Source organism: Pseudomonas sp. R5-89-07 (genome assembly GCF_003851685.1).
GTDB lineage: Bacteria > Pseudomonadota > Gammaproteobacteria > Pseudomonadales > Pseudomonadaceae > Aquipseudomonas.
Genome location: NZ_CP027727.1, coordinates 2,376,073 through 2,399,615 on the forward strand (window position 1 = coordinate 2,376,073; position 23,543 = coordinate 2,399,615).

Annotated in this window: 20 protein-coding genes; 14 read left to right on the forward strand and 6 right to left on the reverse strand. The window is 63.3% G+C overall.

The window, feature by feature from the left end; all coding sequences use genetic code 11:
* Positions 1-10 precede the first annotated feature (10 nt).
* From C4J94_RS11010 to araH, 5 genes are read left to right on the forward strand one after another with little or no spacing between them, the layout of a single operon-like run.
* Complete coding sequence (locus C4J94_RS11010) at positions 11-1,591, forward strand: aldehyde dehydrogenase (NADP(+)) (protein WP_124386175.1); 1,581 nt, start codon at positions 11-13, stop codon at positions 1,589-1,591.
* Between the two features lie 16 nt (positions 1,592-1,607).
* Entirely contained in the window at positions 1,608-2,471 is an 864-nt protein-coding gene (locus C4J94_RS11015) for an SMP-30/gluconolactonase/LRE family protein (RefSeq protein WP_124386176.1), read from the forward strand.
* A 45-nt stretch (positions 2,472-2,516) separates the two neighbouring features.
* Positions 2,517-3,521: a substrate-binding domain-containing protein gene (locus tag C4J94_RS11020; protein WP_124386177.1), complete on the forward strand. Its 1,005-nt coding sequence runs from the start codon at positions 2,517-2,519 to the stop codon at positions 3,519-3,521.
* Entirely contained in the window at positions 3,518-5,020 is a 1,503-nt protein-coding gene (gene araG / locus C4J94_RS11025) for an L-arabinose ABC transporter ATP-binding protein AraG (protein ID WP_124386178.1), read from the forward strand. The genes C4J94_RS11020 and araG overlap by 4 nt, the downstream gene beginning before the upstream one ends.
* A 9-nt stretch (positions 5,021-5,029) precedes the next feature.
* Entirely contained in the window at positions 5,030-5,998 is a 969-nt protein-coding gene (araH, locus tag C4J94_RS11030) for an L-arabinose ABC transporter permease AraH (RefSeq protein ID WP_124386179.1), read from the forward strand.
* Between the two features lie 68 nt (positions 5,999-6,066).
* Here the strand turns inward: araH and C4J94_RS11035 are convergent, their stop codons facing one another.
* A complete protein-coding gene (locus C4J94_RS11035; protein ID WP_124386180.1) occupies positions 6,067-7,215 on the reverse strand; it encodes an aldose epimerase family protein in 1,149 nt (382 codons plus the stop codon).
* Between the two features lie 138 nt (positions 7,216-7,353).
* Here C4J94_RS11035 and C4J94_RS11040 point away from each other — a divergent pair, with 138 nt between their 5' ends.
* Positions 7,354-8,121, forward strand: a complete 768-nt coding sequence (locus C4J94_RS11040; RefSeq protein ID WP_124386181.1) for an SDR family NAD(P)-dependent oxidoreductase — start codon at positions 7,354-7,356, stop codon at positions 8,119-8,121.
* 145 nt (positions 8,122-8,266) lie between these two features.
* Here the strand turns inward: C4J94_RS11040 and C4J94_RS11045 are convergent, their stop codons facing one another.
* The gene (locus tag C4J94_RS11045) at positions 8,267-9,253 is read right to left on the reverse strand and encodes an AraC family transcriptional regulator (RefSeq protein WP_124388956.1); all 987 of its coding nucleotides are present in this window, start codon (positions 9,251-9,253) and stop codon (positions 8,267-8,269) included.
* Positions 9,254-9,317: 64 nt separating this feature from the next.
* Between C4J94_RS11045 and C4J94_RS11050 the strand changes: the two genes are divergently transcribed.
* Together C4J94_RS11050 and yghU are read left to right on the forward strand one after the other, a co-directional pair.
* Positions 9,318-10,544, forward strand: coding sequence for an MFS transporter (locus C4J94_RS11050; RefSeq protein WP_124386182.1), 1,227 nt, complete (start codon positions 9,318-9,320; stop codon positions 10,542-10,544).
* A gap of 46 nt (positions 10,545-10,590) precedes the next feature.
* On the forward strand, positions 10,591-11,418 hold the full coding sequence (gene yghU, locus C4J94_RS11055) for a glutathione-dependent disulfide-bond oxidoreductase (RefSeq protein WP_124386183.1): 828 nt from the start codon (positions 10,591-10,593) through the stop codon (positions 11,416-11,418).
* A 52-nt stretch (positions 11,419-11,470) separates the two neighbouring features.
* Here yghU and C4J94_RS11060 read toward each other — a convergent pair whose 3' ends face one another.
* The 3 genes from C4J94_RS11060 to C4J94_RS11070 are packed head-to-tail and all read right to left on the reverse strand — an operon-like array spanning position 11,471 to position 14,196.
* Entirely contained in the window at positions 11,471-12,397 is a 927-nt protein-coding gene (locus C4J94_RS11060; RefSeq protein ID WP_124386184.1) for a sugar ABC transporter substrate-binding protein, read from the reverse strand.
* Positions 12,398-12,415: 18 nt separating this feature from the next.
* On the reverse strand, positions 12,416-13,195 hold the full coding sequence (locus tag C4J94_RS11065; RefSeq protein ID WP_124386185.1) for a TIM barrel protein: 780 nt from the start codon (positions 13,193-13,195) through the stop codon (positions 12,416-12,418).
* Positions 13,192-14,196 carry a Gfo/Idh/MocA family oxidoreductase gene (locus C4J94_RS11070; protein ID WP_124386186.1) on the reverse strand — a complete coding sequence of 335 codons (1,005 nt, stop codon included), beginning with the start codon at positions 14,194-14,196 and terminating at the stop codon, positions 13,192-13,194. Before C4J94_RS11070 ends, C4J94_RS11065 begins: the two co-directional genes overlap by 4 nt.
* A gap of 184 nt (positions 14,197-14,380) precedes the next feature.
* Here C4J94_RS11070 and C4J94_RS11075 point away from each other — a divergent pair, with 184 nt between their 5' ends.
* Positions 14,381-16,351, forward strand: a complete 1,971-nt coding sequence (locus tag C4J94_RS11075; protein ID WP_124386187.1) for a sigma-54-dependent Fis family transcriptional regulator — start codon at positions 14,381-14,383, stop codon at positions 16,349-16,351.
* A gap of 1,427 nt (positions 16,352-17,778) precedes the next feature.
* Here C4J94_RS11075 and C4J94_RS11080 read toward each other — a convergent pair.
* Positions 17,779-18,828 carry a LacI family DNA-binding transcriptional regulator gene (locus C4J94_RS11080; RefSeq protein ID WP_124386188.1) on the reverse strand — a complete coding sequence of 350 codons (1,050 nt, stop codon included), beginning with the start codon at positions 18,826-18,828 and terminating at the stop codon, positions 17,779-17,781.
* Between the two features lie 162 nt (positions 18,829-18,990).
* Between C4J94_RS11080 and C4J94_RS11085 the strand changes: the two genes are divergently transcribed.
* The 5 genes from C4J94_RS11085 (at position 18,991) to C4J94_RS11105 (ending at position 23,534) form a co-directional block, all read left to right on the forward strand.
* Entirely contained in the window at positions 18,991-20,076 is a 1,086-nt protein-coding gene (locus C4J94_RS11085; protein WP_124386189.1) for a fatty acid desaturase family protein, read from the forward strand.
* A 111-nt stretch (positions 20,077-20,187) separates the two neighbouring features.
* On the forward strand, positions 20,188-20,508 hold the full coding sequence (locus C4J94_RS11090) for a MocE family 2Fe-2S type ferredoxin (RefSeq protein ID WP_124386190.1): 321 nt from the start codon (positions 20,188-20,190) through the stop codon (positions 20,506-20,508).
* Between the two features lie 2 nt (positions 20,509-20,510).
* Positions 20,511-21,710 carry an NAD(P)/FAD-dependent oxidoreductase gene (locus tag C4J94_RS11095; RefSeq protein WP_124386191.1) on the forward strand — a complete coding sequence of 400 codons (1,200 nt, stop codon included), beginning with the start codon at positions 20,511-20,513 and terminating at the stop codon, positions 21,708-21,710.
* A 1-nt stretch (position 21,711) separates the two neighbouring features.
* Positions 21,712-22,530, forward strand: a complete 819-nt coding sequence (locus C4J94_RS11100; RefSeq protein WP_124386192.1) for a sugar phosphate isomerase/epimerase — start codon at positions 21,712-21,714, stop codon at positions 22,528-22,530.
* A 50-nt stretch (positions 22,531-22,580) separates the two neighbouring features.
* Complete coding sequence (locus tag C4J94_RS11105; protein WP_124386193.1) at positions 22,581-23,534, forward strand: Dyp-type peroxidase; 954 nt, start codon at positions 22,581-22,583, stop codon at positions 23,532-23,534.
* Positions 23,535-23,543: the final 9 nt, after the last annotated feature.

A 23,543-nucleotide genomic window follows, 5' to 3' on the forward strand; every position in this document is an offset into this window, starting at 1 on the left:
GGAGAACCCCATGCCTCAGTTTCTTGGTCACAACTACATCGGCGGCCAACGCAGTGCCAACGGCAGCACCCAGTTGCAGAGCGTCGACGCCACCACCGGCGAAGCCTTGCCCCAGGCGTTCTACCAGGCCACCCCGCAGGAAGTCGATGCCGCCGCCAAGGCTGCCGCCGCCGCTTACCCGGCTTACCGTGCCTTGAGCGCGTCGCGTCGCGCGCAATTTCTTGATGCGATCGCCGACGAGCTGGACGCGCTGGGCGATGATTTCGTTGCGCTGGTCTGCCGCGAGACGGCCTTGCCGGCGGCGCGCATCAAAGGCGAACGCGGACGCACCAGCGGCCAGATGCGCCTGTTCGCCAGCGTGTTGCGCCGTGGTGATTTCTACGGCGCGCGTATCGACAAGGCCCTGCCGGATCGCCAGCCACTGCCACGCCCGGACCTGCGCCAATACCGCATCGGCCTGGGCCCGGTCGCGGTGTTTGGCGCCAGTAACTTCCCCCTGGCATTTTCCACTGCCGGCGGCGATACCGCAGCTGCGCTGGCGGCGGGTTGCCCGGTGGTATTCAAGGCCCACAGCGGGCATATGGCGACGGCGGAGCAGGTGGCCGATGCGATCATCCGCGCCGCGCAAGCCACGGAAATGCCGGCGGGTGTGTTCAACATGATCTTCGGCGGCGGCGTGGGCGAGGCGCTGGTCAAGCACCCGGCCATCCAGGCCGTCGGCTTTACCGGCTCGCTCAAGGGCGGCCGCGCGTTGTGCGACATGGCCGCAGCGCGTCCGCAACCGATCCCGGTGTTTGCCGAGATGTCCAGCATCAACCCGGTCATCGTACTGCCGCAGGCGCTGCACGCCCGCGCCGAAAGCGTCGCCCGCGACCTGACCGCCTCGGTGGTGCAAGGCTGCGGCCAGTTCTGCACCAACCCCGGCCTGGTGATCGGCATCGCCTCGCCGGCGTTCAGCGCGTTCACACAACAAGTCGCGCAGTTGATCGGCGAGCAACCGGCGCAAACCATGCTCAACGCGGGCACCCTGGGCAGCTATGGCAAGGGCCTGGAAAAACTCCTGTCGCACCCGGGCATCAAGCATCTGGCCGGCAACCCGCAATCGGGCAACCAGGCCCAGCCGCAGTTGTTCAAGGCCGATGTGGGTCTGCTGATCGACGGCGATGAAGTGCTGCAGGAAGAAGTGTTCGGCCCGACCACGGTGTTCGTCGAAGTGGCCGACCAGGCCCAGCTCAGCGCCGCCTTGCACGGCCTGCACGGGCAATTGACCGCCACCATCATTGGCGAGCCGGCCGACCTGCAACAGTTCGCCGAGCTGACGCCGCTGCTGGAACAGAAGGTCGGACGCATCCTGCTCAACGGTTACCCCACCGGTGTGGAAGTCTGCGATTCGATGGTGCACGGCGGGCCATACCCGGCCACCTCCGATGCCCGTGGTACCTCGGTCGGCACCTTGGCCATCGATCGTTTCCTGCGCCCGGTGTGCTTCCAGAACTACCCTGATAGCCTGCTCCCCGACGCGCTGAAAAACGCCAACCCGTTGCGTATCCAGCGGCTGGTGGATGGCGCGCCGTCTCGAGAATCGCTGTAACGCATCAGGAGGCTTCATGTCGTTGAGCGCAGTCACCCCACACCGTGCGCGGTTGGGCGAAGGGCCGTTCTGGGATATTGCGTCCCAGGCCCTGTATTGGGTGGATATCGCCGCCAGGCAGGCCCTGCGCCTGATGGATGGGCAGTTGCGCGTGTGGCAATTGCCCGAGCACGTCTCGGCGTTCATCCCTTGTGAAAGCGGGGATGCGCTGGTGACCTTGAGCAGCGGTGTGTACCGCCTGGACTTGACCACCGAAGCCCTGACTCTTCTTTGTGTGGCCGACCCGCAAGCGGGCAACCGTGGCAACGAAGCGCGCTGTGATGCCCAGGGTCGACTGTGGCTGGGCACCATGCAGAACAACATCGGCGCCGCCGGCGAAGACTTGCCCATCACCCGGCGCTCCGGTGGCCTGTTTCGTATCGATGCCGATGCGACGGTCACGCCGTTGCTGAGCGGGCTGGGCATTCCCAACACCTTGCTTTGGAACGAGGAGGGCAGCCAGGTGCATTTCGGCGACAGCATGGATGGCACGCTCTATCAGCATTCGATCCAGTCCGACGGCCAGCTCGAAGCCGCCCAGGTGTGGTTTGCACCTCACGAACGCGGTGGGCCGGACGGCTCGGCCATGGACAGCGAGGGCTACATCTGGAATGCCCGTTGGGACGGTAGTTGCCTGCTGCGCCTGACACCCTCGGGTGAAGTGGATCGCATCATCGAACTGCCGGTCAGCCGTCCCACCAGTTGCGTGTTCGGTGGGCCGGATCTGACCACCCTGTACATCACCAGTGCCGCGAGTCCCTTGGATCACCCCCTTGATGGTGCGGTATTGGCCATTGAGGTCGACGTGCCAGGCAAGCCCTGTCACCGCTTCGCCGGATAAACCGAAAAACGAATATTCAAAAAACAACAACAAGGAGTCACCCGCATGAATCGTCGTCCTGGTTTGCGTTCCCTGTGCTGCGCCGCTGTGGCGGTCTCGGCCATGAGCTTGAGCGGCCTGCTGCTGGCCGCTGAAGAAGTGAAGATCGGTTTCCTGGTCAAACAGGCCGAAGAACCCTGGTTCCAGACCGAATGGGCCTTCGCCGAAAAAGCCGGCAAGGAGCACGGCTTCACCGTGATCAAGATCGCCGTGCCGGACGGTGAGAAGACCCTCTCGGCCATCGACAGCCTGGCCGCCAACGGCGCCAAGGGCTTTGTGATCTGCCCGCCGGACGTATCGCTGGGCCCGGCCATCGTCGCCAAGGCCAAGGTCAACGGCTTGAAAGTGATCGCCGTGGACGACCGCTTCGTCGATGCCAAGGGCAACTTCATGGAGGACGTGCCGTACCTGGGCATGGCTGCCTTCGAAGTGGGCCAGAAGCAGGGCGCCGCAATGGCCGCCGAAGCGAAAAAGCGCGGCTGGGATTGGAAAGACACTTACGCGGTGATCAACACCTTCAATGAACTGGACACCGGCAAGAAACGCACCGACGGCTCGATCAAGTCCCTGGAAGAAGCCGGCATCCCCAAGGACCACATCCTCACCGCCGCGCTTAAAACCCTCGACGTTCCGGGTAGCATGGACGCCACCAACTCGGCGCTGGTCAAGCTGCCCAGTGGCGCGAAGAACCTGATCATCGGCGGCATGAACGACAATACCGTGCTCGGCGGCGTACGTGCTACCGAAAGCGCCGGTTTCGCGGCGGCCAACGTGATCGGTATCGGCATCAATGGCACCGACGCCATCGGCGAATTGAAGAAAGCCAACAGCGGTTTCTTCGGTTCGATGCTGCCTAGCCCGCACATCGAGGGCTACAACACCGCGCTGATGATGTACGAGTGGGTGACCAAGGGCACTGAACCGCCCAAGTACACCGCCATGGATGAAGTGACCTTGATCACGCGCGAAAACTTCCAGGCCGAACTGACCAAAATCGGTCTGTGGAAATGACCGCTGCAGCCCTTCGTTTTGACGCAATCGGCAAAACCTTCCCTGGGGTCAAGGCGCTGGATGGCATCAGCTTCACCGCCCACCCAGGGCAGGTGCATGCGCTGATGGGCGAGAACGGTGCGGGTAAATCGACGCTGCTGAAGATCCTCGGCGGCGCCTATATTCCCAGCACCGGCTCGGTGCAGATCGGCGAGCAGGTCATGGCCTTCAAATGCGCCGCCGACAGCATCGCCAGCGGCGTTGCGGTGATACACCAGGAGCTGCACCTGGTGCCGGAAATGACCGTTGCCGAGAACCTGTTCCTCGGGCATTTGCCGTCGCGCTTTGGCGTGGTCAACCGCGGCCTGCTGCGCCAGCAAGCGCTGGCGTGTCTCAAGGGCCTGGCCGATGAAATCGACCCTGAAGAAAAGCTTGGGCGCTTGTCCCTGGGCCAGCGCCAATTGGTGGAAATCGCCAAGGCGCTGTCCCGTGGCGCCCATGTGATCGCCTTCGATGAGCCGACCAGCAGCCTTTCGGCGCGCGAAATCGACCGTTTGATGGCGATCATCACGCGCCTGCGCGACGAGGGCAAAGTGGTGCTCTACGTGTCGCACCGCATGGAGGAGGTGTTCCGCATCTGCAATGCGGTGACGGTGTTCAAGGACGGCCGCTTCGTGCGCACCTTCGATGATATGAGCGCACTGAGCCACGACCAGTTGGTGACCTGCATGGTCGGTCGCGATATCCAGGATATCTACGATTACCGCCCGCGCGAGCACGGCGAAGTCGCGTTGAAGGTCGACGGCCTGCTCGGCCCCGGCTTGCGCGAGCCGATCAGTTTTGAGGTGCGCAAAGGGGAAATCCTCGGCCTGTTCGGGTTGGTGGGGGCAGGGCGCACGGAACTGTTCCGACTGCTCAGTGGCCTGGAGCGTGCCGGTGCCGGCAGCCTGGAGTTGTGCGGTGAGCCGCTGCAATTGCGCTCACCTCGCGATGCGATTGCCGCCGGCGTGCTGCTGTGCCCCGAGGACCGCAAGAAGGAGGGCATCATTCCGCTGTCCAGTGTTGCCGAAAACATCAACATCAGTGCCCGTGGCGCGCATTCCACGTTTGGCTGGCTGTTGCGCGACGGCTGGGAAAAAGGCAACGCCGATCACCAGATCAAGGCAATGAAGGTCAAGACCCCGAACGCGGCGCAGAAGATCATGTACTTGTCCGGTGGCAACCAGCAAAAGGCCATTCTTGGCCGCTGGCTGTCGATGCCGATGAAGGTGCTGCTGCTGGACGAACCGACCCGTGGCATCGATATCGGCGCCAAGGCCGAGATCTACCAGATCATCCATAACCTCGCGGCGCAAGGCATTGCGGTGATCGTGGTGTCCAGCGACCTGATGGAAGTCATGGGCATTTCCGACCGCATCCTGGTGCTGTGCGAAGGCGCCATGCGCGGTGAACAACTGCGCGCACACGCGACTGAATCCAACCTGCTGCAGCTGGCCTTGCCGCGCGGCGTGGCGAACTGAGAGACGACCATGACCATTCAAAACAACGCGTTGCCTTCGGCACGCAAACCCCTCGATATGCGCGCTTTGCTCGACAATTGGGCGATGCTGCTGGCGGCGGTGGGCATCTTCGTCCTGTGCGCCTTGCTGGTCGATAACTTCCTCTCGCCGCTGAACATGCGCGGGCTGGGCCTGGCGATTTCCACGGTGGGGATTGCGGCGTGCACCATGTTGTTCTGCCTGGCCTCCGGGCACTTCGACTTGTCGGTGGGTTCGGTGATTGCCTGCGCCGGCGTGGTGGCAGCGATTGTGATGCGCGACACCGACAGCGTGATGCTGGGCATCGGCGCGGCGCTGTTGATGGGCCTGATGGTGGGGCTGATCAACGGCATCGTGATTGCCAAGCTGCGGGTCAACGCATTGATCACCACCCTGGCGACCATGCAGATCGTGCGCGGCCTGGCCTATATCTTTGCCGACGGCAAAGCGGTGGGCGTGTCCCAGGATCAGTTCTTCGTGTTCGGCAATGGCCAGTTGTTCGGCGTGCCGGTGCCGATCCTGATCACCATCCTGTGCTTCCTGTTCTTCGGCTGGTTGCTCAACTACACCACCTACGGGCGCAACACCATGGCCATCGGCGGCAACCCGGAAGCGGCGTTGCTGGCGGGGGTCAATGTCGATCGCACCAAGATCCTGATCTTCGCCGTGCACGGCCTGATCGGCGCGTTGGCCGGGGTGATCCTGGCTTCGCGCATGACCTCCGGCCAGCCGATGATCGGCCAGGGTTTCGAACTGACGGTGATCTCGGCCTGTGTGCTGGGTGGGGTGTCGTTGAGTGGCGGGATTGGCATGATCCGGCATGTGATTGCCGGGGTGTTGATCCTGGCGATCATCGAGAATGCGATGAACCTGAAGAACATCGATACCTTCTACCAGTACGTGATCCGCGGCTCGATCCTGCTGTTGGCCGTGGTCATCGACCGCATGAAACAACGCTGAACCTGATCGTTCCCACGCGGAGCGTGGGAACGATCAATGTGGGAGGGAGCAAGCCCCCTCCCACAGTGTCAGTTAGCGGAGAACTTGAAGACGGTGTTCTGGGTGTAGGTCTGCCCAGGATTCAAGCGGGTTGATGCAAAGGTGGGCTGGTTAGGCGCATCCGGAAAATGCTGGGTTTCCAGGGTGAACCCGCTCCAATGCTGGTACGCCTTGCCGCCCTTGCCCTTCATCGAACCATCGAGGAAGTTACTGGTGTAGAACTGCACGCCCGGTTCGCTGGTGTAGAGCTGCAAACGCCGCCCCGACTCAGGATCATGCACCTCGGCCGCCAGTTGCTTCACATCGCCCTTGGTGTCCAGCGCCCAGTTGAAGTCGAACCCGCCCTGTTTCGGCTCGGCAAACTTGAGCTGCGGATGGTCGGCCTTGATGTGCTGACCGATGGCGGTAGGCTTGAGGAAGTCCATCGGTGTGCCCTTGACCGGCGCCAGTTCACCGGTGGGGATCAGGGTGGCGTTCACCGGTGTGTAGTGGCTGGCATGCAAGGTGGCGACCTGCTTGAGAATATCGCCATTACCCGCGCCGGCCAGGTTGAAATAGCTGTGGTTGGTGAGGTTGAGCACAGTCGGTTTGTCGGTGGTGGCCTTGTAGTCGATGTGCAGTTCGTTCTTGTCGTTGAGGCGATAAGTGACTTCGGTTTTCAGGTTGCCGGGAAAACCCATCTCACCGTCCTTGGACAGGTAGGTGAGGGTGACCCCGACCGAGTCCTTGTCCTTGACCGGCTTGGCCTGCCACACCTGCTTGTCGAAGCCCTGGGCGCCGCCGTGAAGCGAGTTGGGGCCGTCGTTGAGCGGCACCTGGTAGCGTTTGCCATCGAGTTCGAAGGCGCCGCCGGCCAGGCGATTGCCGAAGCGGCCGATGGTCGCACCAAAGAACGCGGTACCGGCTTGATAGCCTTGCACGTCGTCAAAGCCCAGCACCACGTCGTCGACCTTGCCGTGCTTGTCCGGCACCTTCAGCGACTGCAACACACCGCCGTAGGTAATCACCGTGGCTTGCATGCCATGGCTGTTGCGCAACACGTACTGTTCGACGGCGGTGCCGTCATTGGTTTTGCCGAAAGGTTTCTGCTCGCTGGTCAGGCCTGCGGCCTGGGCGCCGCCACTGGCGATCAACATGGACAGCGCCAGGCCGGACAGCAAGTATCGAGGGTGCTTCATGGTCGAACTTCCTTTTGTTGTTTTTGGATTGAATAGTTCTACTAATGTGCGATATTTCGTCATTGAGACAGCGAATTTATAGCCTTTAACGCCGATTTCGTAAAATAAAATAAGACTAATTGATCGAGGCATCACGTTATGAGTACTGAGCAGGCCCTGTATCCCGACCTCAAGGGCAAGACCGTATTGATCTCCGGCGGGGCTTCCGGGATTGGCGAGTTCATGGTGCGGGCGTTCGCCGCCCAGGGCGCCAAGGTGGCCTTCGTGGACCGCGCGCAAAGCCAGGGTGAACGCCTGGCCGCGCTGTTGAACTCCAAGGGCCAGACCGTTGAGTTCGAATGCTGCGATATCACCGATGAAATCGGTTACCGCGCCGCCATCGGGCGCTTCGAACATTCCCTCGGCCCCATCACGGTGCTGGTGAACAACGCCGCCAACGATGTGCGCCATACCTTGGATGAAATCGACTCGGAAATGTTCGATCGGTTGATTGCGGTCAACCTCAAACACGCCTTCTTCGCCGCCAAGGCGGTGGTGCCGATGATGAAACAGGCCGGTGGTGGCTCGATCATCAACCTGGGCTCCGTCGGCTGGATGATGGCCTCCGCCGGCTACCCGGTGTACGCCGCCAGCAAGGCTGCCGCCCACGGCATGACCCGCGGCCTGGCGAGGGAACTGGGGCCGCACCACATTCGCGTCAACACCCTGGTGCCGGGCTGGGTGATGACGGAAAAACAACTGGCGATGTGGGTGGACGACGCCGCCCGTGAGCTGATCGCCCGCAGCCAGTGCCTGCCGGGCAGCGTGATGCCCGAGCATATCGCCAATATGGCGCTGTTTTTGGCTTCCGATGCCTCGGCGATGTGTTCGGCGCAGAACTTTATCGTGGATGGTGGTTGGGTGTAGGCCGGGGGCCACTGTCCAACTGTGGGAGGGGGCTTGCCCCCGATGGCTGTGTATCAATCAACCTATTTAAAGCTGACCCACCGCTATCGGGGGCAAGCCCCCTCCCACATTTGAACAGTGGTGTTTATTCGATGGGGTCAGGCCTTCATGTCGAACGCCTGGCCGCCCCAGGCGGCTGCCCGGTAATGCGCTTGAAGGCACGGCTGAACGCCGCCTGGGAGGTATAGCCGAGGCGTTGCGCCACGGTTTCGATGGGCATGCGTTCCAGGGTCAGCCATTGGCTGGCCAGGCGCATGCGCAGTTGCGCGGCATAGCGCAGCGGCGGTAGGCCGAGGACGGCCTGGAAGCGGTCGGCGAACACCGAGCGCGAGGTATGACACTGGGCGGCAAGCTCCGCTACGCTCCAGTCATGCCCCGGCTGCTGGTGCAAGGCGAGCAGGGCGCTGGCCAGGCGCGGGTCGCGCAACGCCGCCACCAGGCCCGAGGCGTTACCACAGGCGCACTCGACCCAGCCGCGTACGATCATCGCCGCCACCACATCGGCGAGGCGCGCGAGAATGCCGGCAAAGCCTACGCGCGCCGCGGACATTTCGCGTTCCATGACCGTCAGGATCGGCATCAATCCCGGATAACGCTGGCCTGCGGCGTCGATCAACATCAGGGCCGGCATCAGGTTGCCGAGCCCCTGAAGGCTGCCGAGCTCAAACTCCATGCACGCACTGAACAGCAGTAGGCTGGGGACGGAATCAGGAGAGGCATCCACAGCGCACACGGTATCTCCCAACGGTGCGCTGTCGAAACGGTCGATGTCCTGCACGGCGGCATCCGGTGCAGATAACAGCGCGTGCGCGCCGCCGTGGGAAATGAACACCGCATTGCCGGCCGACAGTGCGAAAAGGCTGCCGTCCTCAGCGCGTAGCGTGGCGCGCCCGGCGGCGACGAAGTGGAAATAGGCGTGGCCCGGTCTGGCGCCAAAGCCCATGCCGAACGTGGGCCCGGCCTGGATGCGCCGGTACTGCACACCACGCAGGCGCATGCCGCGCAGCAATTCGTTGATCAGGTCGGAAGAAGCGGTGAAAGCATCTACTGAAGTCATGCTCGGGGTTTCAGTCAAAAAATCAAGGTTCTGCATCATAGATCATCTTGACGGGGCTACCTAGACTGATCGCCACGCCAATGACTTGAGGACACCTGTTATGACTGATTGTGCAGCCCATATGCCTGCGGGCGCTGTCGCAGAGCCGGCCTGGCTGGCGGTATTTTCCCTGGCGATGGGGGTATTCGGCTTGCTCACGGCTGAGTATTTGCCGGCCAGCCTGTTGACGCCGATGGCCCTGGACCTGGGCGTTACAGAGGCATTGGCCGGGCAAGCCGTCACGGTGACGGCGGTGGTGGCGCTGTTCGCCGGTCTGCTGGTGCCGGGGCTGACCCGTGGTATCGACCGGCGCCTGGTACTGCTGGGGTTTTCCACGCTGATGATTGCCTCCAACCTGCTGGTGGCATTGTCCTCCAGCCTGACGGTGCTGTTGTTGATGCGCATCCTGCTGGGCATCGCGCTCGGCGGTTTCTGGAGCATGGCGGCTGCGGTGGCCATGCGCCTGGTGCCGGCGGCGTCCTTGCCCCGTGCGTTGTCGATCATTTTCAGCGGGATCGCGCTAGGCACCGTGGTGGCCGTGCCGCTGGGCAGCTACCTGGGTGGTCTGTATGGCTGGCGCAGCGCGTTTATTGCGGCGGCCGCCGTCGGCCTGCTGACCCTGGCGTTCCAGGCATTCACGCTGCCACGCCTGGCGCCGAATGGCACTGCGCGCCTGCGCACCGTGCTGGAGGTGCTGTTGCGCCCCGGCATCGCCATCGGCATGTTCGGCTGTGTATTGGTGCACACCGCACATTTCGCGCTGTTCACCTATATCCGGCCGTTCCTGGAAAGCACCACCGGAGTCGATACCAAAGGGCTGGCGCTGATGCTGCTGGGTTTCGGCGTGGCGAATTTCGCCGGCACGTTGTTCGCCGGTTGGTTGCTGGTGCGGCGCCCACGGGCAACGTTGGTGCTGATGCCGGTGTTGGTGGCAATCGCGGCACTCGCCCTGGTCTGGTTGCCTGCGTCACTGCCGGGCCAGGCGCTGCTCCTGGCGCTCTGGGGCATGGCGTTTGGCGGCGTGCCTGTGGCGTGGTCGAACTGGGTAGCGCGTGCAGTGCCGGACCAGGCCGAGAGTGCCGGAGGCATGGTGGTCGCTTCGGTGCAGTCGGCCATCGCCGCAGGCGCTGCCGGTGGCGGGCTGATGTTCACCTTCAGTGGCATTGGTGGGGTGTTTCTCGGTGCGGGTGTGTTGATGTTGCTCGCGGCCTTGCTCATCGCCCTGCGTGTGCAGGTACCTGGGCAAGACGGTGACGCCGGTGTGACGCGCCACGCGTCTTTGGTTTAGTCTGAAACCCTTTGTTGATCGCAAGCGCCCCCAAGGAGCACCGAGCATGGCTGACTACGTACCCCCCAAGGTCTGGACCTGGGACACCGAAAACGGCGGCACCTTCGCCAGCATCAACCGGCCCATCGCCGGCGCCACCCATGAAAAAGCACTGCCGGTCGGCAAGCACCCCTTGCAGCTGTATTCCCTGGCCACGCCCAACGGGCAGAAGGTCACTATCCTGCTCGAAGAACTGCTGGCCCTCGGGCACTCCGGTGCCGAATACGATGCCTGGTTGATCAAGATCGGTGACGGCGACCAGTTCGGCAGCGGCTTCGTGGCGGTGAACCCGAACTCGAAGATTCCGGCGTTGATGGACCACAGCGGCGCTGCGCCGATTCGCGTGTTCGAGTCGGGCGCGATCCTGCAGTACCTGGCCGAAAAATTCGGCGCGTTTTTGCCCACTGAACCTGCCGCCCGTGCCGAATGCCTGTCATGGCTGTTCTGGCAGATGGGCAGCGCGCCTTATCTGGGCGGCGGCTTCGGGCATTTCTATGCGTATGCGCCGAGCAAGATGGAATACCCGATCAATCGCTTTGCAATGGAAGCCAAGCGCCAGCTGGATGTGCTGGACAAGCGCCTGGCGGTGAGCGAATACATTGCCGGGGATGAATACACCATTGCCGATATCGCCATCTGGCCGTGGTACGGCGGGTTGGTGAAAGGGCGGTTGTATGGCGCGGCGGAGTTTCTGTCGGTGCATGAATACAAGCACGTCGTGCGCTGGGCGGATGCCATCGATGCGCGGCCGGCGGTGCAGCGCGGGCGGCGGGTGAATCGCGTCTCCGGCGACGATCAGTTGCCCGAACGCCATAGCGCCAGCGACTTGGATTGAAAGTGTGGGAGGGGGCAAGCCCCCTCCCACATTTGGATCCTCTGGCTTCGATTTATTTGTAGCGCTGTTCGAACACCGCCACCTGCTCAGGGTTGATCAGCTCGAAGGGCACCCACACCTGCGCTTCGATCGGCTCGCCCTTGATCATCCGCACCGCTGCCTGTAGCGCTTGACTCGCCTGGGCTTTCGGGTCCTGGAACACCGATGCCGTGAGCGCGCCGCGCCGGATCGCCGCCAACCCGTCGGGCAGGCCATCGATGCCCACAATCGCTACTTCGCCTTTGCTCTTGCCGGCTTGCTGGAGGGCCATGGCCGCACCAATCGCCATTTCATCGTTGTTGGTCACAATCGCATCGAACTGGGTACCCGCCAGCAGCCAGTTGCTGGTCAGGTCCATGGCCTTGCTGCGTTGCCATTCGGCACTTTGCTGCTCGACGATCTTGATCCCGGGAAAGTCCTTGAGCACCTGTTTGGCGCCCTCAGTGCGGTCATGGGTGGCGTTTTGCGCCAGGTCGCCCATGATGATCGCCACGTTGCCCTTGCCGCCGAGTTTTTCCGCGAGGTAGCGCATCTGCAATTGCCCGGCTTCGATATCGTTGGACGCCACGGTCACCACCCCCTTGGGCAGCGTGGGTTGATCCGGATGGCGGTTGACGTACACCAATGGCTTGTTGGCGGCCACGGCCGCGCGGGTGATGTTGGCGGTGGCGGCGGTGTCCACCGGCAGCACGATGACCGCGTCGACGTTCTGGTTGAGAAACCCTTCGACCTGGTTGAGCTGACGCACCACGTCGCCCTGGGCGTCCTCAAACTGGATCTGCACGTCCTGTTGCTTGGCGGCCGCCTCTAGGCCGGTGCGCACGTAGGTCATGAAGTTATCGTCGACCCGCGCGATGCTCACGCCGATGCGGTACGCGGCGAAGGTCCATTGGCTGAACAGCAGCAACAGGGTGGCAACCATCAATGAGTAGCGATGCATGGGGTGTTCCTCTTGTTGTTATAGGGTGAAGGCCTGGCGAAAACGCTCCAGGGCCGTTTCGCTGTCGCCGCTGGCCCAGCCTTCCAGGCCGACCACGCCGCTGTAGCCGATGGCATGCAGCGCCCGGGCGATTGCCGGGTAATGGATTTCGCCAGTGCCGGGCTCCTGGCGCCCGGGCACGTCCGCCACCTGGATTTCACCGATGGCGCTGCCGGCGCGCTGGATCAGTTCGATCAGGTTTCCTTCGCCAATCTGCGCGTGGTAAAGGTCCAGGTTCATCTTCAAGTGGGGGCTGCCCACCGCTTCGATCAGCGCCAGGGTCTCGTCGGCACGGGCGAAGGGCGTGCCGGGGTGGTCGACCTCGGTGTTGAGGTTTTCCAGCAGGAACACGCGGCCGGCGTCTTCGCCCAGGCGCGCGATTTTTTCCAGCGTCTTGCAGGCGCTCAGCCACATGGGCCCGGTGGTCCGGCTGACGGGTTGCACCGGCAGGCCACCGTCGCCCAGGCCGGTGCCGTGCAGGTTGAGGCTGGGGCAGTTCAGGCGCGCGGCGACGCCCAGTGATTCCCGTGCGCTGTGGAGCAGTTGACGGATGCCTTCGGGGTCGGTGAGCGTGCCGCTGATGTAGCCGGTCATTGAGGTGAAGTTCGCGCCGGTTGCTGCCAGGGCGCTGATGTCCTTGTCTGTCCAGTTCCAGATTTCCGCGCTGAAGCCCAGTGCATGAATGCGTTTGACCCGCTCGACGAACGGCAGGTCGAGGAACACCATCTCGGCACTGATCGCCAGCTTGAACGGGATCATAGGCTCACCGCCGTGCCTTGCTCGTACGCCTGGATGCACGCGCGGGCAATCGCCAGGGCGGCGCGGGCATCTTCGCCGCTGGCCAGGGGCTTGGCGCCGCTGCGCAGGCAGTCGACAAAGTGGTTGAGCTCGGCGATGTAGGCATCGCGCAGCAGGTCGGTGTCCAGGCGCTGGGTGTCTGCCTGGATGCCTTGGGCCTGGTAGCGCACCAGGTCGGATGCCTGCACGCCGCCCATGGTCAGCATACCGGCGCTGCCGAACACTTCACCGCGCACATCGTAGCCATACACCGCCTGGAAGTTGGCCTCGGCGGTAGCAATCGCACCGTTATCGAAGCGGAGGGTGACCACGGCGGTGTCGAGAAAGCCTTTGCTTTTGTAATCCGGGGCGATCAGGGCGTCGGCCATGACCTGCACCTGCACTGCCTCGGCACCGGGGTTGAGGTAGCGCAGGGTGTCGAAGTCGTGGATCAGGGTTTCCAGGAAAATCACCCATTGCGGTGAGGCGCCGGGGTTGTTCAGCGCCGGGTCGCGGGTGAGCGAGCGCAGCAGCTGCGGGGTGCCGATGCGACCTGCGGCAACGTCGAGGTGAGCGGTGCGAAAACTCTTGGCGAAGCGCCGGTTGAAGCCGACCTGCAAGGGCACGCGGGCATCGGCGGCGGCCGCGATAGCGCGGTCGGCTTCATCCAGGGTAATCGCCATGGGTTTCTCGCAAAAGATGCCCTTGCCGGCACGGGCGGCGCTGATCACCAGCTCGGCATGGCTACGGGCGGGGGCGGCGATGAGTACGCCGTCGATATCCGGGTCGTCGAGCAGTTGTTGGGGGTCGGTATAGACCTTGTCCACACCCAGTTCTGCCGCGAGGCGGGCGGCTTGCCCTGGGGTGGGGTCGGCTATCGCGGCAAGGCAAGCGCCTGGAATGTGGCGGGCGGCGGTCAGGCCGTGGAAGCTGCCCATGCGACCGGCGCCAATCAAGCCCAGGCGAATGTTGTTGGTGTTCATGTATGACCCCTTTTTATTGTTGGCCTCAGGACGGTCCTGATGGATAAGGGGACGAGAGCAAGGGCTGTGCCAATAATTAAGTTGCTGATATTTGGAGACTTTTAAAGGCGCCATAAATAAATAGTGTCTATTTAAATGACATGTCTATGCTGACATGTCGAAAACATGAACATGGATACCGCTTATGAGCCCGGCGATCAGCGCGCAAGACCTCGATTACCTGACCGCGCTGGGCCCGGCCGCGCTCAATGACGGCCCCGTAGCAGCATTGGAGCAGGCGTGGCAGGCCTGCCTGGGGGGGCAAGCCCAGCGCCCGCCGCAGGTTCGTCAGATGATCTGGGATTCCTGGCGACGCAGCGTTGCGGCCGGCATCGATCCGGCGGACAGCGCCTACCGCTTCGTCGCCGACGACGCATTGGCGGCCACGCTGGCCAACCACCGGGTGCTGATTGCCGCCGCCGCGCAAGTCATGCATGGGTTGCTGGCGTACAACCCGCGCGGGCATATCAACCTCACCGACGCCGACGGCACGACCTTGTATTTCTGCGGGCTGGACATGACGCCGGTGGGCAGCCGCCTGCTTGAATCGGTCCAAGGCACCAATTGCACCGGCCTGGCGCTGGCTCAGGACCATCTGGTGTATGTGCTGGCCGAAGAAAACTTCGCCGTCGGCCTGCGTCAACGCCGCATGCACTGCGCCGCCGCGCCGATCAAGAACGCCCAGGGCCAGACCCTGGCGATGCTGACGCTCACGGCCGAACCCGGCTGGTTTCACTTCCATACCCTGGGCACCGTGCAGGCGGCGGCGGAAGCCGTGTCCCGGCAGATGGCGTTGCAGGCGTTGCTGCAAGAGCAGCAAGCCGTACTCGAAGTGCTGAACGAAGGTTTGGTGGTGCTGGATGAGCGCGGCTGCATCAAGGCGATCAATCGCTACGCACGGCAGTTGTTCAATGTGGGACTTGATGTGCTCGGCAGTCCCTTGCAGCGCCTCGGTCGCAGTGAGCTGAGCGACGCCATGCTGCAGGGTGGCGAGAGCGTACGCGACCTCGATTGCACCTTTCGCTTGCCCGACCGCAGCCAGCTCGCCTGCCTGGTTTCCGTGTGCCCGCTGGAGCAGGGCGGGGTGATCGTGTCGGTGCGCGAAAACCGCCGCATCCGCGAAATCACTCGGCGCATTGTCGGCACCCAGGCCCGCTACACCTTTGAAACCATCCAGGGCACGTCGCGCGCGATCCAGGATGCATTGCATCTTGGGCGCATCGCCAGCCGCAGCGACTCCACCACGCTGATCCTCGGCGAAAGCGGCACCGGCAAGGAGCTATTTGCCCAGGCGATTCATAACGCCAGCGAACGTTGCAATGGCCCCTTCGTGGCGGTCAATTGCGGCGCGATTCCGCGGGACCTGGTGCAAAGCGAACTGTTCGGCCATATCGAAGGCGCCTTCACCGGCTCGGCGCGGGGCGGCTCGGCGGGCAAGTTTGAACTGGCCGATGGCGGCACGATTTTTCTCGATGAGATCGGCGACATGGCCTTCGATGCCCAGGTCAGCCTGCTGCGCGTCTTGCAGGAAGGCGAAGTGACCCGCGTCGGCGCCAAGCACTCGCGGCCGGTGGATGTGCGCATCATTGCGGCGACCCACCGCAATCTCAGCCAGGCGGTGGCCGAGGGGGCGTTTCGCGAAGACCTTTACTACCGCCTCAATGTGCTGAACATCACGGTACCGCCCTTGCGCATGCGGCGGGATGATATTCCCTTGCTGGCACGCTATTTCCTGCAGCGCTGCGCGCGTTCGTTGCGTAAACCGCTGCAGGGTTTCGCGCCGGATGCGTTGGCGTTGCTGTCGGCGCATGGCTGGCCGGGCAATGTGCGTGAGCTGGAAAACGCTATCGAGCGCGCGACCAACCTGGCGATGGGCGAGTGGATCCAGCCGACGGATCTGCCACTGGACGCCAGGCCGCGCGCCACGGCCAGCCCACATGCGCCGCAACCGACGCAGGAGCTGAGCAGCCATGAAATGCACGCCATCGTCACGGCCCTGACGGTGACCTGCGGCAATATCCGCCTGGCCGCGCAACAGCTGAAAGTCTCGCGGGGCGGGTTGTACAACAAGATGAGCCGGTTTGGCCTGAACGCGGCTGATTTCCGCACGCGCTGAAAGGCCAACCAACCCAAATCCGGAGAGCACCGACCGTCCCCTGTGGGAGCTGTCGAGCTTTAGCGAGGCTGCGATGGCGGTGGGTCAGGCGACACAAATGCCAGCAGTGCCGCCGCCTTCGTAGCCTCGCCGGGGCTCGACAACTCCCACATTTGATTTGCGTTGGCTGTGAGTGCGGTGCCCGGCTTTCGAGCCAAAATCCAACCAACACCGACAATCCCCTGTGGGAGCTGTCGAGCTTTAGCGAGGCTGCGATGGCGGTGGGTCAGGCGACACAAATGCCAGCAGTGCCGCCGCCTTCGTAGCCTCGCCGGGGCTCGACAACTCCCACATTTGATTTGCGTTGGCTGTGAGTGCGGTGCCCGGCTTTCGAGCCAAAATCCAACCAACACCGACAATCCCCTGTGGGAGCTGTCGAGCTTTAGCGAGGCTGCGATGGCGGTGGGTCAGGCGACACAAATGTCAGCAGTACCGCCGCCTTCGTAGCCTCGCCGGGGCTCGACAACTCCCACGTTTGATCTGCGTTGGCTGTGAGTGCGGTGCCCGGCTTTCGAGCCAAAATCCAACCAACACCGACAATCCCCTGTGAGAGCTGTCGAGCTTTAGCGAGGCTGCGATGGTGGTGGGTCAGGCAACACAAATGCCAGCAGTACCGCCGCCTTCGTAGCCTCGCCGGGGCTCGACAACTCCCACATTTGATTTGCGTTGGCTGTGAGTGCGGTGCCTGGCTTGTCAACCCAAATCCAACCAACCCAAACAATCCCCTGTGGGAGCTGTCGAGCTTTAGCGAGGCTGCGATGGCGGTGGGTCAGGCAGCACGAATGCCAGCAGTACCGCCGCCTTCGTAGCCTCGCCGGGGCTCGACAACTCCCACATTTGATCTGCGTTGGCTGTGAGTGCGGTGCCCGGCTTGCGAACCCAAATCCAACCAACACCGACAATCCCCTGTGGGAGCTGTCGAGCTTTAGCGAGGCTGCGATGGCGGTGTGTCAGGCAGCCCACCGCCAGCAGTACCGCCGCCTTCGTAGCCTCGCCGGGGCTCGACAACTCCCACATTTGATTTGCGTTGGCTGTGAGTGCGGTGCCCGGCTTTCGAGCCAAAATCCAACCAACACCGACAATCCCCTGTGGGAGCTGTCGAGCTTTAGCGAGGCTGCGATGGCGGTGGGTCAGGCGACACAAATGTCAGCAGTACCGCCGCCTTCGTAGCCTCGCCGGGGCTCGACAACTCCCACGTTTGATCTGCGTTGGCTGTGAGTGCGGTGCCCGGCTTTCGAGCCAAAATCCAACCAACACCGACAATCCCCTGTGAGAGCTGTCGAGCTTTAGCGAGGCTGCGATGGCGGTGGGTCAGGCGACACAAATGTCAGCAGTACCGCCGCCTTCGTAGCCTCGCTAAAGCTCGTCAACTCCTACATTCGATCTGCTCAGTTGCCCATATTTTCCGAAGTCACGATCTGCGGTGGGATATGTACCCGGTGTCGCGCAGGTTCGAACGTCTCATCAGTCTGCAACTGCACCAGCAGCTCGATCAGCGCCACGGCCGTCTGGCGCGGCTGCGAATCCATTACCACATCGATCAATCCCTGGCTCAACGCCTGGCGCGACAGGTCGGTGGACTCCTGCAAAATAGCGCACAACGCCGGGCGCTTGGGCAGTTGCGCCAGGGCGTTGATCACGCCGTCACCGCCACCGCCCACCACACAGAGCCCGCGCAGGTCGGTGTGGCGGCTGAGCAGGTCGAGGGTGGCTTCTTCGGTGATGTCGCAGTTGTCCAGGTTGATCAGCGGCTCCAACGGCTTGAGCCCCGGCGCGTGTTCGGCCAGGTAGCTGTGCAAGCCTTCGACCCGCGCCTGGTGGCCGAGAAAGCGATGCCCGCCCAGCAGAATGCCCACGCTGCCTTTGCGCGCACCGCAGGTACGTGCCAACAGCCAGCCCATGGTGCGACCGACGACGTGATTATCCTGGCCCACATAAGGTTCGGCGGCGTGTTCGTGAATATCCGAGAGCAGGGCCACCACCGGCACTCCGGCTTGGCGGATGTGTGCCAGGCACGCATTGATCAACGGGTGGGCGAAGCTGACCACCGCCAGGGCGTCGCACTGCACGGCCAGTTGCTCGATCTGCGCGACGATGGCGCTGGGTGTGCGGTCGAGGATGTACTCGAACTGGCAGGTCAGGTTGGCGCTGGCGTGATGCTGCGCCGCCGCGCTGATCGACTGGGCCAGGTTGGCGTAGAACGCCTGGGCGGTGCCCAGCAGGAGAATGCCGAAACGGTAGGTTGGACGCCGCTCGCGGATGCGCTGACCGATCAGCCGCGCAGCGAAATAACCGACCGCCTCGGCGGCCTGGAACACTTGTTCGGCGGTGTCCGGGTTGACCGGCGCGCGGGCGTTCAGCACGCGGTCGACGGTGGCCACGCTAAGGCCAGCCTGGGCGGCGACGGTGGCGATGGTCGGGCGTTTACTGGTGTTCATGGCAAGCCCCTTGAGCGTCTTGATAGAAAACTATCAAGCCCCGCTGGGCCTGGATGATAGCTTGATAGGGAATGGATTCAAGGCCTTGAGGCTGATTTAGCCGCACTCTATCGTTGGTCTCGCAAAGCCCCTGAAACCCCACGCTTGCGGAGAACAATAACAATGCCCGAACACACCGCTCACCGCGCCCGGCGCGATTACAGCCTGACCGGCCCCGAAGCCGCGCGTGCCGCCGAAAAAGGCCTGGTCTCGGCCCGCTGGTACCAATCGCCGATCTCGCGCAAACGCATGAAGGAACTGATGCAGCGCCGCGACGGCCCGGCCCTGGTGGACACGGCGATCTGGTTCACGGCCTTGTTTGTCACAGGCTTCGGCGGCTACTGGTTCTGGGGTTCCTGGGCCTGCGTACCGTTCTTCCTGGCCTATGGCGTGCTCTACGGCACCGCCTCCAACCCGCGCTGGCATGAAACCGGCCATGGCACGGCGTTCAAGACCCGCTGGATGAATGACGCGCTGTATCCGGTGGCGTGCTTCATGTGCCTGTTCGAACCCCATGTCTGGCGCTGGAGCCATGCCCGGCATCACACCGACACCATCGTCGTCGGTCGCGACCCGGAGATCGTCGAGCCGCGCCCGCCAAGCTTCTGGATGATGTTCCTGAGCCTGTTCAATCTGCCCCTGGCCTGGAAGACCTTCAGTGGCGTGGCCCGCCATGCCCTCGGCCGGATGAGCACCCAGGAGCAGGACTTCATCCCCGAATCCGAATGGCCCAAGGTGTTTCGCGCCGCACGCATCTGGGTGGGCATTTATGCGTTGGTCATCGGCACCGCCTTGTACCTGCACAGCTGGTTGCCGCTGATGCTGGTGGGGCTGCCAAGTGTGTATGGCGCCTGGCTCGGCTACGTGTTCGGCCTTACCCAGCACGTGGGCCTGGCCGAAGATGTGCTCGACCACCGCAGCAACTGCCGCACCATTTACATGAACCCTGTGCTGCGCTTTATCTACATGGACATGAACTACCACCTCGAACACCACATGTACCCGATGGTGCCGTACCACGCGCTTGAACAGCTGCACGAAGAAATCCGCGGCGACTGCCCGCCGCCGTACGCCAATCTGTTCGAGGCCTACAAGGAAATCCTGCCAACCCTGTGGAAACAGCGCAGCGACCCGACCTATTTCGTCCAGCGCCCCACCCAGAGTGGCGAGCGAGCTTGCTCGCGCTGGGCTGCGCAGCAGCCCCAATAACCTCACGCGGTCTTTTCAGATAACCCTCAATCGCGACCCTGGGGCCGCTGCGCAGCCCAGCGCGAGCAAGCTCGCTCGCCACAAGGGACGTTATTCACCTGGAGAAAAGTCATGAACGATCAATGGATCGACGTCTGCGCCGTGGGCGAAATAGACGAAGAAGACGTGCTGCGCTTCGACCACGGAGCACACACCTATGCGGTGTTCCGCTCCGCCGACAATGAGTTTTTCGCCACCGCGGGCCTGTGTACCCACGAAAAAATCCACCTGGCCGACGGCCTGGTCATGGACCATGTCATCGAATGCCCCAAGCACAACGGGCGCTTCGATTACCGTTCCGGCAAGGCCCTGGGCGCGCCGGTCTGCGTCAACCTGAAAACCTACCCGGTACGGGTCGAAGCGGGGCGAGTGCTGCTCGCTGTCATGGCGTGATGATGAGCGCACCCCTGATTATCGTCGGCGCCGGTCATGCCGGTGGCCGTGCGGCGTTGACCCTGCGCGAAGAGGGTTACGACGGTCGGCTGATCCTGATCGGCGACGAACCACACGTCCCCTACGAACGTCCGCCGCTGTCCAAGGGCCTGTTGCAAGGCAGCCTGGACCTGGCCGGGTGCAGCCTGTGTGACAGCGCGCGGCTGGCCGAGCTGCAGATCGAGCATATCGCCGGCAATGCGGTCAGCCGGCTGGTGCCGCAGCACCAGCAGCTGCAACTGGCTGATGGTCGCTGGCTGGACTATGCCGGCCTGCTATTGGCCACGGGCGGTCGGGCGCGGCGTCTGCCGCAGGATCAGGCCAATGTGCTGTACCTGCGCACTCACGACGAAGCATTGGCCCTGCGCGCAACGTTGCGCCCCGGCACCCGGCTGGTGGTGGTCGGCGGTGGGTTTATCGGCCTGGAAGTGGCGGCGACCGCGCGCAGCCTGGGCTGCGCAGTAACGGTGCTCGAAGCCGGGCCGCGCCTGGCGGGCAGGGTACTGCCGCCGATCATCAGCGAAGCCTTGCTGAAGGTGCACCGCGAGCAGGGCGTGGACGTGCGCTTGAACGTCGCCATCGAATGCATCCATGCCGATGCCGTGCAACTGGTGGATGGGCAGACGCTGCCCTGTGACTTAGTGGTGGTCGGCATTGGCATGCGGCCGAACGTCGAACTGGCCGCAGCGGCCGGGCTGGAAGTCGGGCAGGGCATTCGCGTTGACGCGTACTTGCGCACCAGCGCGGCGAATATCTACGCGGCGGGGGACGTCTGCGAGTTCCGGCTGGGCGGCGTCTATCAGCGTCAGGAAACCTGGCGCAACGCCGAGGCCCAAGGGCGGCACGCGGCGTTGAACCTGCTGGGCCGGGCGTTGCCCTTCGACACCGTGCCAGGCTTCTGGTCCGACCAGTATGACTGGGGCTTGCAGACGGTCGGTGTGATGACGCCGAGGATGGTCTGCCGCACCTTGCCCCAGGGCGGCGTGCTGCTGTTCTACCTCGATGCCGATGGGTATTTGCAAGGTGCCTGCGGCTGGGCGCCGGGCAACAGCGTGGCCAGGGACATCAAGCTGTGCGAACGCCTCATACGCGCACGTGTTGCGTTGTCGACGGCTGATTTGGCGGATCCGGCGGTCTCCCTTAAACACTGGCTGCGAGGCTGACATGCGCCAATTACTGGTATTCCAATCCCTATGGGCCATGCAAACCGAACCCGGCCCCCTCGAAGCGCAACTGGATCGCATCGTCGCCGCCGGTTTCGATGGCGTCACCGATCACTACTGGAAGGCCGCCGAGGTCGCCCGCCTGCACACGGCCACCGCCGAGCGTGGCTTGCAGATCGAAGGCCAACTGTTCCCGCAATCGGTGGATGACCTGGCGCGGGCACTGGACGTGATCAGCCGCCATGGCTGCCATCACCTCACCCTGCAAGCCGATGTGCGGCCGCGTACCCAGGCCGAGGCAGGCCGCTTGATCGAAGGCTGGCAACGCCTGGCCGAACAGGTGGATTTCCCGATCCTGCTGGAAACCCACCGTTATCGCCTGACCAGTGACCTGTTGTTTACCCTCGACCTGTTGGCGCACATGCCCGACCTGAAACTGTTGGCGGACTTGTCCCACTACGTGGTCGGACGCGAACTACCCGAGCCCGGCGCCGCTGAGGATGACGAGCAGATACGCACGATTCTGCGCCATAGCTGGGGTTTTCATGGTCGCGTGGCGAGCAGCGAGCAGGTGCAAGTGTCGCTGGATTTCGCGCAGCATCAACCGTGGGTAGAGCGCTTTATCGGTTGGTGGCGCTACGGGATCGAGGATTGGCTGGCCCGTCCCCACACCCCGCGAAGCCTGCCCTTCACCTGCGAACTCGGCCCGCCGCCTTATGCGATCACCGGCGCCGATGGCCGAGAACTCAGTGACCGCTGGAGCGAGGCGCTGAAGCTGAAAGCCCTGATTCGCCAGGTGTGGGCCAGTTGCCATAAATGATCTGCTAATCTGCGCGGGTTAAAACCGCCCTTAGCCAGTGGATCTCCTTCATGAAAACCTGCCCTGTTCAGCCACCCCTCGAACCGCAGTCGGTGTGCCATCCGATCACCAGCAGCGCGATCTTCATGGTCGCCACTGTTGCCCCCGGTCGCGAGGACAGCGTGCGCGCCTGGTGCGCTGATATCGCCGGCCTGGTGCGTTCGGTAGGCAAGCGCGTGCCGTCAGGCAACCTGACCTGTGTGTGCGGGTTTGGCTCGCAGGCGTGGGACCGACTGTTCGGCGCACCGCGCCCGGCGTCGCTGCACCCCTTTCGCGAGTTCGGGGTGCAAGGGCGCAAGGCGCCGTCGACCCCCGGCGATATCCTGCTGCACATCCGCGCCGAACAGATGGACCTGTGCTTCGAGCTGGCGACCCAACTGATGGCGGCCTTGGGCGATAGCGTGAAGGTGGTGGATGAAGTCCAGGGTTTCCGCTACTTCGATATGCGCAGCATCATCGGTTTTGTCGATGGCACCGAAAACCCCGTGGGGCGCAAGGCGGTGGGGTTCACTATCGTGGGTGACGAGGACCCGTCATTCGAAGGCGGTAGCTACGTGCTGGTGCAGAAGTACCTGCATAACATGAGCGCGTGGAACGAGCTGAGCGTGGAAGCGCAGGAAAAGGTGATCGGGCGCACCAAGCTGTCGGATATCGAACTCGATGATGCGACCAAGCCGAGCAACTCCCACAGCGCCTTGACCGTCATCACCGACGAGGACGGCGAAGAAGTGAAAATCCTGCGCGACAACATGCCCTTCGGGCGCCCGGGCGCCGGCGAGTTCGGCACCTACTTCATCGGCTATGCGCGCTCGCCGCAGCCCCTGGAACAGATGCTGGAAAACATGTTCGTCGGCCGTCCTGTCGGTAACTATGACCGTTTGCTGGATTTCAGCACGGCGGTCACTGGCGGTTTGTTCTTCGTACCCTCGGCCGACCTGCTCGAAGCATTGGCTGACCGCAAATAAGCGCCAGGA

Bases quoted from the DNA above. Each gene is read 5' to 3' on its own strand.
- C4J94_RS11010 (WP_124386175.1), top strand. From the start codon at position 11: ATGCCTCAGTTTCTTGGTCACAACTACATCGGCGGCCAACGCAGTGCC.
- C4J94_RS11015 (WP_124386176.1), top strand. From the start codon at position 1,608: ATGTCGTTGAGCGCAGTCACCCCACACCGTGCGCGGTTGGGCGAAGGG.
- C4J94_RS11020 (WP_124386177.1), top strand. From the start codon at position 2,517: ATGAATCGTCGTCCTGGTTTGCGTTCCCTGTGCTGCGCCGCTGTGGCG.
- araG (WP_124386178.1), top strand. From the start codon at position 3,518: ATGACCGCTGCAGCCCTTCGTTTTGACGCAATCGGCAAAACCTTCCCT.
- araH (WP_124386179.1), top strand. From the start codon at position 5,030: ATGACCATTCAAAACAACGCGTTGCCTTCGGCACGCAAACCCCTCGAT.
- C4J94_RS11035 (WP_124386180.1), bottom strand. From the start codon at position 7,215: ATGAAGCACCCTCGATACTTGCTGTCCGGCCTGGCGCTGTCCATGTTG.
- C4J94_RS11040 (WP_124386181.1), top strand. From the start codon at position 7,354: ATGAGTACTGAGCAGGCCCTGTATCCCGACCTCAAGGGCAAGACCGTA.
- C4J94_RS11045 (WP_124388956.1), bottom strand. From the start codon at position 9,253: ATGCAGAACCTTGATTTTTTGACTGAAACCCCGAGCATGACTTCAGTA.
- C4J94_RS11050 (WP_124386182.1), top strand. From the start codon at position 9,318: ATGACTGATTGTGCAGCCCATATGCCTGCGGGCGCTGTCGCAGAGCCG.
- yghU (WP_124386183.1), top strand. From the start codon at position 10,591: ATGGCTGACTACGTACCCCCCAAGGTCTGGACCTGGGACACCGAAAAC.
- C4J94_RS11060 (WP_124386184.1), bottom strand. From the start codon at position 12,397: ATGCATCGCTACTCATTGATGGTTGCCACCCTGTTGCTGCTGTTCAGC.
- C4J94_RS11065 (WP_124386185.1), bottom strand. From the start codon at position 13,195: ATGATCCCGTTCAAGCTGGCGATCAGTGCCGAGATGGTGTTCCTCGAC.
- C4J94_RS11070 (WP_124386186.1), bottom strand. From the start codon at position 14,196: ATGAACACCAACAACATTCGCCTGGGCTTGATTGGCGCCGGTCGCATG.
- C4J94_RS11075 (WP_124386187.1), top strand. From the start codon at position 14,381: ATGAGCCCGGCGATCAGCGCGCAAGACCTCGATTACCTGACCGCGCTG.
- C4J94_RS11080 (WP_124386188.1), bottom strand. From the start codon at position 18,828: ATGAACACCAGTAAACGCCCGACCATCGCCACCGTCGCCGCCCAGGCT.
- C4J94_RS11085 (WP_124386189.1), top strand. From the start codon at position 18,991: ATGCCCGAACACACCGCTCACCGCGCCCGGCGCGATTACAGCCTGACC.
- C4J94_RS11090 (WP_124386190.1), top strand. From the start codon at position 20,188: ATGAACGATCAATGGATCGACGTCTGCGCCGTGGGCGAAATAGACGAA.
- C4J94_RS11095 (WP_124386191.1), top strand. From the start codon at position 20,511: ATGAGCGCACCCCTGATTATCGTCGGCGCCGGTCATGCCGGTGGCCGT.
- C4J94_RS11100 (WP_124386192.1), top strand. From the start codon at position 21,712: ATGCGCCAATTACTGGTATTCCAATCCCTATGGGCCATGCAAACCGAA.
- C4J94_RS11105 (WP_124386193.1), top strand. From the start codon at position 22,581: ATGAAAACCTGCCCTGTTCAGCCACCCCTCGAACCGCAGTCGGTGTGC.